The sequence below is a fragment of the Paenibacillus senegalensis JC66 genome (assembly GCF_000285515.1).
Classification (GTDB): domain Bacteria; phylum Bacillota; class Bacilli; order Paenibacillales; family NBRC-103111; genus Paenibacillus_L; species Paenibacillus_L senegalensis.
On record NZ_HE610965.1, the window covers coordinates 20,655 to 32,539 of the forward strand.

11 protein-coding genes are annotated in these 11,885 nt (G+C 47.4%); 1 reads left to right on the top strand and 10 read right to left on the bottom strand.

Annotated features, from left to right (window positions below):
* Window positions 1–2: 2 nt before the first annotated feature.
* Genes rplI through PSHG_RS24460 form a run of 3 tightly spaced genes read right to left on the bottom strand, consistent with a single transcriptional unit; the run spans window position 3 to window position 3,351 of the window.
* Window positions 3–449, bottom strand: coding sequence for a 50S ribosomal protein L9 (rplI, locus tag PSHG_RS24450; RefSeq protein ID WP_010279127.1), 447 nt, complete (start codon window positions 447–449; stop codon window positions 3–5).
* The gene (locus PSHG_RS24455) at window positions 446–2,401 is read right to left on the bottom strand and encodes a DHH family phosphoesterase (RefSeq protein WP_010279130.1); all 1,956 of its coding nucleotides are present in this window, start codon (window positions 2,399–2,401) and stop codon (window positions 446–448) included. Before PSHG_RS24455 ends, rplI begins: the two co-directional genes overlap by 4 nt.
* A 17-nt stretch (window positions 2,402–2,418) precedes the next feature.
* Complete coding sequence (locus PSHG_RS24460) at window positions 2,419–3,351, bottom strand: DUF2232 domain-containing protein (RefSeq protein WP_010279134.1); 933 nt, start codon at window positions 3,349–3,351, stop codon at window positions 2,419–2,421.
* Between the two features lie 480 nt (window positions 3,352–3,831).
* On the opposite strand from PSHG_RS24460, the gene PSHG_RS24465 reads away from it, so the two are divergent.
* Entirely contained in the window at window positions 3,832–4,422 is a 591-nt protein-coding gene (locus PSHG_RS24465; RefSeq protein WP_010279137.1) for a TetR/AcrR family transcriptional regulator, read from the top strand.
* A 29-nt stretch (window positions 4,423–4,451) separates the two neighbouring features.
* On the opposite strand, the gene PSHG_RS28990 is transcribed toward PSHG_RS24465, so the two are convergent.
* From PSHG_RS28990 to PSHG_RS31285, 7 genes are all read right to left on the bottom strand, one after another.
* Window positions 4,452–4,847: a response regulator gene (locus PSHG_RS28990; RefSeq protein ID WP_010279142.1), complete on the bottom strand. Its 396-nt coding sequence runs from the start codon at window positions 4,845–4,847 to the stop codon at window positions 4,452–4,454.
* 29 nt (window positions 4,848–4,876) lie between these two features.
* Entirely contained in the window at window positions 4,877–6,856 is a 1,980-nt protein-coding gene (locus PSHG_RS29705) for a hybrid sensor histidine kinase/response regulator (protein ID WP_010279147.1), read from the bottom strand.
* On the bottom strand, window positions 6,853–8,037 hold the full coding sequence (locus PSHG_RS29710; RefSeq protein ID WP_081505246.1) for an MHYT domain-containing protein: 1,185 nt from the start codon (window positions 8,035–8,037) through the stop codon (window positions 6,853–6,855). Before PSHG_RS29710 ends, PSHG_RS29705 begins: the two co-directional genes overlap by 4 nt.
* Window positions 8,038–8,155: 118 nt before the next feature.
* Window positions 8,156–8,836 (bottom strand): class D sortase, encoded by a 681-nt coding sequence (locus PSHG_RS24480; RefSeq protein WP_010279154.1) that lies wholly within the window; start codon window positions 8,834–8,836, stop codon window positions 8,156–8,158.
* On the bottom strand, window positions 8,833–10,143 hold the full coding sequence (locus tag PSHG_RS29000) for a glycoside hydrolase family protein (RefSeq protein ID WP_052310097.1): 1,311 nt from the start codon (window positions 10,141–10,143) through the stop codon (window positions 8,833–8,835). The genes PSHG_RS24480 and PSHG_RS29000 overlap by 4 nt, the downstream gene beginning before the upstream one ends.
* A complete protein-coding gene (locus tag PSHG_RS29715) occupies window positions 10,124–10,564 on the bottom strand; it encodes a hypothetical protein (RefSeq protein WP_052310098.1) in 441 nt (146 codons plus the stop codon). Before PSHG_RS29715 ends, PSHG_RS29000 begins: the two co-directional genes overlap by 20 nt.
* 182 nt (window positions 10,565–10,746) lie before the next feature.
* On the bottom strand, window positions 10,747–11,885 hold a 1,139-nt coding region (locus PSHG_RS31285), incomplete at its 5' end, for an LPXTG cell wall anchor domain-containing protein (RefSeq protein WP_010279157.1).

The following is an 11,885-nucleotide window of genomic DNA, read 5'->3' on the forward strand; positions in this document are numbered from 1 at the left end:
AATTACTCCTCCGTTACTTGCACTTTTAATGTTCCGGTAATGCCCGGATGGACTTTTATCGGTACCTTGGTAACCCCAAGGCTGCGTATCGGATCGTTAAGTGTCATTTTCCGCTTATCAACAGAGATGCCATGCTGCCGCTCCAGCTCCTCCGCGATTTGCTTGCTAGTGATGGAGCCGAACAGGCGCCCTCCCTCACCGGCTTTGCTTTTCATTGTGACGGTCAGCTCGTCGATGCGCTTGGCCAAAGCCTGGGCTTCCGCCTTCTCCTGCTCCTGGCGCTTCTGTTCGGAACGCTTCTGCTGATCAAGTTCCTTGATCGTCGACGATGTCGCCGGCTTCGCCAGCCCTTGCTTGAACAAGAAGTTGTTGGCGTAGCCTTCCGATACGTTCTTCACTTCCCCTTTTTTGCCTTGTCCTTTAACGTCTTTCAAAAAGATCACTTTCATTCAAATAACCCCTCTTCCGCATCAATTTCTTGTAGTACCCTTTTCAGCTGCTCCGTGGCTTCTTCCAGGGTGCCATTTAATTGAACAGCGGCATGTGTCAAATGCCCTCCGCCTCCCAGGCGCTCCATAATGACCTGGACATTCACCTGGCCCAAGGAACGGGCACTGATCCCAATCAGACCGTCCGGACGCTCTGAGATGACAAAGGACGCCTTAATATCGGTCATATTAACCAATGTATCAGCTACTTGAGCAATGAGCAACTGGGAATATTGCCGGTGTTTATCGGCTACCGCCAAGGCCACATGCTCATACATAATTTCCGCATGCTTGACAATTTCCGCTTTTTTAATGTAGGCTTCCAAGTCTTCCTTAAGCAGCTTCTGAATCAAGGCCGAATCGGCCCCGTTTCTTCTTAAAAATGACGCCGCCTCAAATGTCCTAGCTCCTGTTCTCAAGCTGAAGCTCTTCGTATCCACGGTTATCCCGGCAAGAAGTGCCGTAGCCTCCACGTTGTCAATCGTAACCCGCTCATTAAAATATTGCAGCAGCTCGGTTACCAGTTCACATGTCGATGAAGCGTACGGTTCCATATAGACAAGCACCGCATCACTTATGAAGTCCTCTCCTCTGCGATGATGATCCACGATCACAATTCGCGGAGCGAGAGATAGCAGCTTAGGCTCTGCTACCATCGAGGAACGATGAGTATCAACAACCACTGCCAGTGTTCGCAAATTCGTCAGCTCCAGCGCTTCTTCCGGGGTAATAAAACATGAACCAATCCGTTCATGATCGTACAAAACCTCCATCAACCTTTCAATTGAAGGATTAATGCCTTCCAGTACGATATACCCTTGTTTATTGCTCAAATGAACGGCCCGCAGCACTCCGATCGCTGCGCCTATGGAATCCATATCGGGTGTACGGTGCCCCATAATGATAACCTTGTCGCTATCTTTAATCAGATCGCGAAGCGCGTGGGAAATAACCCGCGCCCTTACTCTTGTGCGCTTCTCTACCGCATTGGTACGGCCTCCGTAAAAGCTGAGCTTTTGCCCGTTCTTCACCGCGACCTGATCTCCGCCGCGGCCTAACGCCATATCCAAGCTCGCCTGCGCATTGTGACCAAGCTCAATCAGGTTGTCGCTGCCTGCAGCCACTCCGATGCTCAGAGTAAACGGCACCTTGTTCTCCGAGCTTACATCCCGCACCTCATCCAGGATGTCGAAGCGGTCCTGCTCCAGCTTCTGTAAAGACCGCTGATTCATCATAATGAGGAAACGGTCCGAGTTCGTTCTTCTTAAGAACAAATGATTGCGCTGAGCCCAATCGTTAATTTCTCCTGTTACTTTGGCCAGTGTAATGCTGCGATGCTGATCATCCATTCCCTGGGTTGCTTCATCCATGTTATCCAGCATAATGAGGCCGATAGCAATTCGTTCTTCCTGATATTTCTTCTGCAAATCCGTCTGATTCGTCACATCCTGCAAATATATCAGCTTTTCCTCCGGCTTATGGATCAGCTGATAGGTGGATGCCCCGATACGGATCGAATGCTCGCCTTCCTTCAATTCCTGGTCAAACGGCAATGCCTCAAGCAGAGGCTCCCCGATAATCGAGGCCTTATCAAGCAGCGTAGAGATGAAAGGATTGTGCCATTCAATGATTTGATCTTCATTATAAAGAATAATGCCGATCGGCAGTTGATGAATAACTTCATTGCCGGCTTTCTTGACTCTATGGGACAATGTCGAGATATACACATATAAATCCTTGGTAAAAGCTCTTTCCGCTTTCCAAATAAAAAAAACGAGGCCCGCTAACGGGAGTAAAGCCAGAACGCCAAGCAGCCAATTATGAAACGTTATGACAATAATAAGGATGGCGATAAAAATGAGCGCCGCAATGATATGGCGTCCGTGCCATCTTTTTAATAAAAAACTTGGCATCACTTATTCGCTCCTCTTTATTCCTTGTTGTTGTTAGACATCCTTTGACGCAAAGGAAACATAACATCAAACAGTCCGATAAGGCTCGCTATGTACTGTGTCGGCGGAAGGAAGATCACTACAATAACCAACAATACAGGCAAGGCTTTGCTTTTCTTACGCAGATGCACATAAAAGGAAACAAAAGATACCGCCTGGACGATAAAGGCCCAAGTCAGCAATGGGAATAGATTAAGCAAGACCATCGTTAAGAACGCTCCCGGCTCATTCGGAACGAACAAATCCAGCAATATGCAAATTATGTAATACCAGACTAAAGCCCGGGGAAGTCTCCAGTTGCGGACCGGAGGCAATGCGGGAATAACCTCCTGGCGTGTATTCGCAAGCTTGCGGCTCAACCAATGGGTTATCACAATATAATACACGGAGAAAGCTACAATAAAGAACGGGATCATCTGCGACAGCAGGAAAACCAATTGGTCAATCTGCCCGGTATTGACCTGCTCCTGCACAGCCGCCGGCAGCATTTCTATATTGCTGAGCACAACGTCCTTCAGATCCTGCACGAGATCGTACCCAATGATTCTGGCGATGATCAAAAATACAATCAATACCGCCATCATCGTAAATGTTCCCGCCATAATCGACCATTGCGGGGGCTTCCTTTGTTTATAGCCATAGCCCATAACAAGGACGGGAGGAAGGAAAAAAAGCGAAATCATGACGAGTATGAGCCCAAGATCGCCAAGCAATGCATACAGGATAGCTAATGCGATCAAATAAGCGGGAATAAACCATTTCCATTCCAATTTCATAAACAGCACTAAAACCGGGACCAATATCAAGTGAATGGCAACAATATTTAGCGGTGTAATGATGGACAGCATGAGCAGAACATAAATCCCTACCCATCCGATAATCGACCACAAGCTGCTTTTCGGATGATTCAAGCAGATGACAACTCCTTCAATAGGCACTTTAACCTACATTATAGCATAACTGTTCCAGATATGACGGTATCCCTGAATACAAATGATGAGAGAAAGCGGTTCTGTGTATGATAAACCTTCAGCGTTACTTAGTATAGTCGGTCTTTTTAATCGCGATACAATGGAATCTCAGCTGGGATTAACGCAAAATGGACGAGAATTAAATATTCACTTCACAAAAACGTCTCCTTCACCGATAATATTAATATTGTGCGTTGAACCATATGCCTTCGATAGTTGACCTACATCCTTAATTTACAACGTAAAACCGCGCGCCTCCCCGGCGCGCGGTATGATGAGTTTGGTTATTTTCCCAAATTTACAAGCAGCTGGAGCTGGTTATTTTTACCTAGCGCCCAGCCCGGATTGGTCTAGCACCTTCTTGTTGCACACTGGTCTAACAAGTTCTATAATCATGTTAAAAGTCTATCTGGAGGAACCATGAGTCACAAACAGGATGCAGCGAAAAATAGAATTTTACAAGCGGCAATTAGCTGCTTTGCCGCCAATGGTTATGATCAAACCTCCGTGCGACAAATTTGCGAAGCGGCTGAAGCTAATCTCGCCATGGTTTCATACTACTACGGCTCTAAAGAACAGCTGTATTATGCCGTGCTTGATCAATGGTTCAAGGATGCGAATCCGGGATTCAACCTCTCTGCGGAAATTCTCGATCCTAGAGAGGAACTGGAGCGGTTCATTCGAACGTTCCTGCACTTACGCAACGAAGACCCGCAGTTTAATATGCTGCTAAGATATGAGCTTTCTTCGCAAAGTCCTCGCTCGGAATTTATTCGCAAGCTCATGTCGCCTTACCTGGAGCATCTGAACCAAATATTAGCTACGGGTAAGGAGAAGAATCTGTTTCAATACGAGTCTCTGGAGCTGATTTCAACCTTCATCCTGTCTATTCTCGTTTACCCTGCCTATGATTCTTTTCTTCTCCAACCGATTAGTGGTGAGCCACCCGCGTGGGAGGATGAGATCAAGCAAACTATAGATTTCGTAATTGCCGGATTGCAAACAAGATAATCATTGTTGATTATTATCTCATTACGACCTCATCCCTGCTTCTTAAGCAGAAGCTCTTGCAGCTGCAGATGATTTTTTATTTTAGCTCTAACGTTTTCCAGATGAAAAGGTTTCGCTATGTAGTCAATAGCCCCCGCATCAAGCCCGGCTTTCTCTTCCTCCCGATGATCCAGCACCGTGATCATAATAACCGGAATAGACTGCGTCAGGGCGTTTTCTTTTAATTGCTTACATACCTCAAAGCCATCCATAACAGGCATCATAACGTCCAAAAGGATCAGATCGGGCCTGGTTTTTATGGCAATATCAATACCTTCTGGACCGTTCGTGGCTGACAAAATACGATATTCCTCTCCGATTAATGAACGAAATAGTTCGATAATAGTTAGCGTATCGTCAATGATTAATATCGTATGCTTCTCCATGAAGTTCCAATCCCTTTCCTGCCTTTATCTTATTTGGTCGTTGAAGTCTCCTGCTGCTCCGGATCCGTCTTCTTGATCCAATCAGCCACTTCATTCCGGACGGATTCCAATAGAACCGCCAATTCGTTGACCCTGGCATGCAGCTGCATTTCTTCCATCTGTTTGACAACTTGCTCAAACTCCTGCAAGAAATGGAACAGACTATCAAAGGAGAGGTTACCGGCAACACCCTTCAAATTGTGTATGTGCCGCTTTAAAGCGGGATAATCATGCTGGTCTATACAGCGGCGAATTTTCGTCATATAATCCGCGTATTCCTTAAGAAACACTTTAAGTACCCTGCATACGAGAGTATGGTTGCCGTGCAGGCGCTGTAATAAGACATCCGTTCTCACCAAGGCTTCCTTGGGGGGCGAAACCGAACTGGAAGACTTCGTTGATAGACTCTCTCTTGTGAAAGCCTGCTCTGAATTCTTGCCCTGCTTTGCAGCTGCTGCCCATCTCTTCACGGCTGCTATCAACTGTTCGGGGGCGGTCGGCTTAGCTAGAAATCCGTTCATTCCCGCTTCCCGTTTCTGTTCTTCAGGTACATTAATATGCGCCGTATGGGCGATTATCGGCACCTCTTGATCATACTTGCGAATCAACCTTGCCGCTTCATAACCATCCAGATCCGCCATTTCCACATCCATCAAGATAACATCAAACGGGACCGGGCTCGTCCGGACGGCTTCCACCGCTGTATTCCCATCTTCTGCCAGCACCACCTGTTCAAAATGAGAATCGAACAGCTCCTGATAGACCAAACGGCTAAGTTCGTTATCTTCTACAATCAAAATCCGTGAGTACCGCTCTTCATCTATATCTGCAGCGGGATGGAGTTCCCGGTGAAGTAAAGAGTCCGGCAACGGGTTAGGCCCGTCCGGCTGTAAAACCCTGAGAAGTGCCGAAACCAATCTGGACGCCTGCAGAGGTTTAGTTAGCACTGCGTTTGCCTGCAGCAATTCACGCAACGCAGCAGTCTTTATTTGAAAAAAGTCTACCATGACCATAAAGGGAATACCAGTTGCTATAGAACTATAAGTCAAGTATTTGAATAACTGGAAACTGTTACTTTTGTCTGTATTCCAATCCAACAAAATGAAGTCGTAGCTCGATTTCCCATTTTTTCCTTGTTTCTGTTCCAAAAAATTAATAACCGCCTGTCCGTCATCAGCAAATGTTAGCCGAAAGGAATCGGGTGGCAGTGCTTGTTCGATCATTTTCCGGGACGTTGGGCTTTGCTCATATACGAGAACATGATAATGATCCTTAAGCTTTAAAGGCTCGGCTTCACTGCCGCTCTGAATACCGAATGTAGCGGTGAACGCAAACTCGCTGCCTTCACCCAATGTGCTGTTCACTATAAGGTCGCCGTCCATCATCGCAACCAATCGCTGGCTGATGGTCAAGCCTAACCCAGTCCCTCCATATTTACGTGTCGTTGAGCGGTCTGCTTGAGCAAAAGCCTGGAAAATTTCTGTCCTCTGCTCCTCTGTTAAGCCAATCCCGCTATCCTTGACCGAAAACTGCAAGATGACGGAGGACTCATGGATCGCAACCAGACGGGTGCTTACAATGATCTCTCCTTTTTCTGTGAATTTAATCGCATTAGTCGTCAGATTTGTAATAATTTGCCCCAGGCGTAAGGGGTCTCCAATCAATTCACCGGGGATCCTCCAGTCCGCCATAAAGTAGAGGTCGAGTCCTTTGTGCTGGGCTTCAAGAGTAACCAGGTCGGCTACATCCTCCAGCACGCGATCAACCTGAAATACGACTGATTCCAGCTGCAGCTTGCCGGCTTCCATCTTCGAGAAATCCAGCGTATCGTTGATGATATTAACTAGCGAGCAGGATGCCGATTGAATTCTGCGCACATATTCCTTCTGATCCTTATTGAGTTCAGTCTTCAGCAGCAAATGGGAGAGCCCTACAACCGCATTTACGGGAGTCCGGATTTCATGGCTCATGTTGGCCAGAAACTCGCTTTTAGCTTGGGTGGCTTGCCGCAATTTTTTTTTGTTTTCATAAGTGTCGTTATGTTTTTGGATATCGAATAGATGTCAATAATGACCCCATTCATGATTAAAGGCACTATAGAAGTATGTAGAAACAGCTTTTCTCCCTTTTTATCACGTATCGATAGCTGAAAGGTCAGCGACTCGCCCCGCAGCACCTTTTTAAAATTCCGAATGGCTTTTAGCCGTTCCGGATGGTCGATTAATTCAAGCACCTGCTTGCCCAGCAGTTCGTGAACCGAATACCCGGTTATCGTTTCCGCAGCAGGATTTATTCGCAGCAATTGACCGTTCAAATCCAAAGAACAAACCATATCCGGATTATGTTCAAAAATGAACCGGTACCTCGTCTCGTTGATTTTAGCCAATCTAACCGCAAGCTTTCGTTCTATCAGCTGTCCAAAGGAGATAATAACAAGAATTAGCAATGTTACCACGCCTATGAGAAAAGCGAGCTGATATTGGCTAAAGCCCGAGCTTGGGCTCATAGTATGCATCATATGTAACGTATGGAATTCATCTTCCTCTATCGAAATGCGCGCCGCAAACATGCCGGTGTAATGCATGCCCGCTATGGCCAAACCAAATAAACAGCTGGCCGCGATCCGATTGCGGAGAAGGGTATTTTGCCCATCTTTCCGGTAATGAAAAGCCATGCGCAGAGCTGTAAAAGACACCGTCACCGCAATAATTAGCGACATCGCAAACAAAAAAGGATCATAGGAAATACGTCCCGGAATGATCATCGCCGCCATTCCCACGTAATGCATGCCGGCAATAGCTAAACCCATAAACAGACTGCCGAATACATATTTGAACCGGGAAACGCTTGTCCGGGCTACTAATTTTAATGCGACAAAGGCTGCCAGGATCGGAAGCACCATGGAAACCGTAAGCAGCAGCAGGTCGTAAGCTACATGAAAAGAGAGGTGAAACGCCAGCATCCCGACAAAATGCATAGCCCAAATACCTAGGCCCATAGTATGAGAGCCGAGGAGAATCCATATTGTCTGGGATCGTCCCCGATAATAGAAAACTTTCTGAACAATATTTAATGTGGAATAAGAGGCTAGAATGGAAATGATGAGGGAAAGAAGGACTAGAGGAATATTGTAGGCATGTAAGTAGTTCAACCAAATCACCTCAGAGCATTGTTGCCGTGTTCATGAAGCCATTCAACACAGGAAAGTGAAGAATACCAGACTCATCTGAATAAATTCTGACATTTTTTTCTGAGCATAAAAGCCATTGTTATGGAAATGCTCCCGCTTCTTGCGGGAGCATCGCAGTCGCTTCCTGTTTCTCGTCCGGGGTGATCGGATAAGCATAAATGACATATCGCTGAGGCGCGTTGCCGATAAACCGGAAGGGATAGCAAGTTGTTACGGTCAGCACTTCCTCACCCATCGGACGAATAACAGACGTATCGTCCTCATCTACAATTTCGGTTTCTTTGATCACATATTCAAATGATCCATATGGCATTTCCACAATAAAAGAATCCCCTACCGCCAATTTGTCAAATTGGGTAAATACTGTGTCGCGGTGTCCCGACAACAATATCTGCTCATTATCCGTAGGAAATGCGGTCGTTGCAAAATGGCCTACTCCTCTATCCAACGTTTCCTCATCCGTGCCTTCCAGAATGGGAAGCGTTTTATCCAGTTTGGGGATACGCAGAATGCCGATTACATCATTTTCCTGCGGGTTAAATTGCTCCCTTGTCATAGCGGCCTCTTCCTCTGGCGGTGTTTCCACAACCCCGGCCAGGGCCAAGGAAGCATCAGCACCTTCCGAAATATAGCCGAGGAGCTTATCCGCCTCTTGCAAAGCATGTTTCCTTTGAATCTGCTGATCGACATATTGATAAATGCTTATAGCTACAAACAAGCATCCTGCCAAAAACAGAAGTAAACCTGCCTTGTTCCTCATCCTATCTCCCTCTCCGCTACCAACAGCTCCTCCCTTTCGCTGCCGGCCAGAAACTCATTGTAATAGTTGTAGTAACCGGATAGATTGTGCTCGATATCATCTATTCTGCAGCGAAAAGCATGGTGCCGGATATAGAAGGCTCCTAAAATTTTAGCCGGGGATTTGAAATACATTGCCACTTCCGGGAAGAAAAAGCCGTTCAGCTGATGGGCAGCTCTTCGCTCTATCGCTTCTCTCAGCTTGGCAAAATCGAAGTCCGCGAGCAGCTCCTCCATTCCGACTGCGCGGATTTTGTTAACCATCTTATAGGAGGCCATCAGCAGTTCCAAAAATGTAGGATAAGTGGTATCACGGTTCAAAATAAAATCAAGCTTAGCCTTCACGTTGTTTAATCCGAATTGGAAGTATTCACGAAGCGGTTTATACTGGGTCAGCTCATTAGTACAATAGCTTAGCCAGTGATCATGATGCTTCCAGTAGTTCTCGCGTATAAAATAAGAAAACGCCTTCTCGACTGTCTGCAGCCACTTAGGATTTTGATCAATCGCATACAATCTCATCAAGGCAAAAGCCGCCTCTCCGTCATAATAAACGATTCGGAATTTCTCCTTGATGCTCAAATCCGGGTAATTAAGCACATGTACAAATCCCCCGCTCTCGCCGTCCTGCATAGCCGCGATGCCGTTGGCGAGTGCCGTCATCACATCTGCATAACGCGAGGTGGCGAATACGCTGCTGTATTTGGTTAATGCCAGTATAGCAGCCGCATTGGCACCGAGCTTGATTTCGTTTTCCTGGTCAACGACATAGGCCATGGGTGGATTAGCATCTCGGCCATCGACAAATTTCACGCCATCTCGCAGCAAATACTCAATCGCTTTTGTAATGCTGGCAGCAAGATCATCTTTTTTAGTTATTTCGTAAGCTTCGATCATGGAAAAAATCGTACTCGCATGCCTCAACATGTTGTACCAGCGAATAGGTCTGTCAAAGCAAGGGAAATACCCGTAAATGAATTTGCCGCTCGGCTCTACTTGACGTGATAAATAGTCGGAGGACTGACTGATCAGCTGCAGGGCCAGCTCCCTGTTCATCTCCGTACAACGCCGCCCGTTATGCAAGGGTCCGCTATGCAGGCCATGACATTCATGGTCATAAAAATAGCTGATGGTGGAGAATAAGTGTACTTCTCTTAGGGAATCGAAGGATACGGGATATTTGTACCCCCTGCAGGTTTTCAAATAGTGATTGATATTGTGGATATGCAGCCTGTCATGCGGCTCATTCTCATTTCTTTGGATAAACACATTCGCATTGATCTCCTGCTCCAAAAAAAGCGAGATTAAAGGTGCCGTCGAAAGAAATTCCTTGGCGCAAATAGTTTCTTCTTGTAGACGTGGAATGTTCAATAAACTTCTCAAAGGGCAGCGTTTCGATCTCATTCACCAAGTCGACTTTGACCCATGCCGAGTAGTCCGGCTGCCGCTTCAGAAATTTCTTGCACAAGTTGATCGCATTCAGCCAACTGCTTTCGGGGGAGTTGCCCACTCCGCAAAAAACACGTGCACGTTCCTCTCCATTGCTAACCGAAATAAAAATAATGAATTTTTCATGTTTGCCAAAAAACTGCTGCATCGGCTCTCTGGTCTCATCGATATGCTGAAATAATTTTTGTTTAAGCAGTAAGGCTTTCTTTTGAAATTGTTCCATTGGGCTGATTTCTTTCAAAGCCGTTCACCTCGCTCCTCGGGCTTCTTCTCTCTTTATGCTTAATGTGACTTACTCCATCTAAATGTGAATGATCGTTATGCCTTGTGGTAGAAAATTCCCCACAATTAGTGAAGGTCATCCCGACATCAACGGAACTCTCTCCACCATTGTGAGGAATTTCAGCTGTTTGTTACCTATTATTATTTAGAGTCGCGTCTTTTTCTAGTGAACCATCCAGCAAGCATAGCCAGGATACCAGTCAAGCCCAGGTTGAACACGCTTGTCGATGTATTTGGAAGCTTGGTTCCTTCAGTTCCTGCACCGGTGGTGTCTGTACTAGGAGCGCCTGTATTGACAAGAATCGGACCGGCTTCTAGAGGAGCACCTGCACCATCGTTTGGCGATTCTCCAACGTTCGTACCGCCTTGACCAGTGTTTCCTTGGCCAATGTTATCTTGTCCGCTATCCGTTTGACCGGTACCGCCATCACCATTTCCTGATCCCGTTTCCGGAGTTGATCCCGTTCCTGTATTCGGAGTCGATCCTGATCCTGTATCCGGAGTTGATCCCGTTCCTGTATCCGGAGTCGATCCCGATCCTGTATCCGTCGAAGGTCCCGATCCCGTTCCTGGAGATGGTCCCGTTCCTGGGCCTGGGGATGGCCCTCCTGAGTTGTTATCGTTGTCGCCATCGTTATCATTGTCGTTGTCATTATCCGAGTCAGAATCTGAGTCGGCATCCGCATCAGCATCAGCATCAGCGTCGGCATCCGCATCGGCGTCAGCATCCGCATCCGCATCAGCGTCCGCATCTGCATCAGCGTCGGCATCCGCATCAGCGTCAGCGTCAGCGTCAGCATCAGCGTCAGCATCGGCATCTGCATCGGCGTCGGCATCCGCATCAGCGTCAGCATCTGCATCCGCATCCGCATCCGCGTCAGCATCCGCATCAGCGTCAGCATCCGCATCAGCGTCAGCATCCGCATCAGCGTCAGCGTCCGCATCGGCATCTGCATCCGCATCAGCGTCGGCATCCGCATCAGCGTCAGCATCCGCATCAGCGTCGGCATCCGCATCCGCGTCAGCGTCAGCATCCGCATCAGCGTCAGCGTCAGCATCCGCATCCGCGTCAGCATCCGCATCCGCATCAGCGTCGGCGTCCGCATCGGCGTCAGCATCCGCATCGGCGTCGGCATCCGCATCAGCGTCAGCATCTGCATCCGCATCCGCGTCAGCATCCGCATCAGCGTCAGCATCAGCGTCAGCATCCGCATCCGCGTCAGCATCCGCATCAGCGTCAGCGTCCGCATCGGCATCTGCATCCGCATCAGCGTCGGCAT

What these genes read in the sequence shown, in the direction of transcription:
- PSHG_RS24465 (WP_010279137.1), top strand. Translation starts at nt 3,832, where the DNA reads ATGAGTCACAAACAGGATGCAGCGAAAAATAGAATTTTACAAGCGGCA.
- PSHG_RS24455 (WP_010279130.1), bottom strand. Translation starts at nt 2,401, where the DNA reads ATGCCAAGTTTTTTATTAAAAAGATGGCACGGACGCCATATCATTGCG.
- PSHG_RS24480 (WP_010279154.1), bottom strand. Translation starts at nt 8,836, where the DNA reads ATGAGGAACAAGGCAGGTTTACTTCTGTTTTTGGCAGGATGCTTGTTT.
- PSHG_RS29705 (WP_010279147.1), bottom strand. Translation starts at nt 6,856, where the DNA reads ATGAGCCATGAAATCCGGACTCCCGTAAATGCGGTTGTAGGGCTCTCC.
- rplI (WP_010279127.1), bottom strand. Translation starts at nt 449, where the DNA reads ATGAAAGTGATCTTTTTGAAAGACGTTAAAGGACAAGGCAAAAAAGGG.
- PSHG_RS28990 (WP_010279142.1), bottom strand. Translation starts at nt 4,847, where the DNA reads ATGGAGAAGCATACGATATTAATCATTGACGATACGCTAACTATTATC.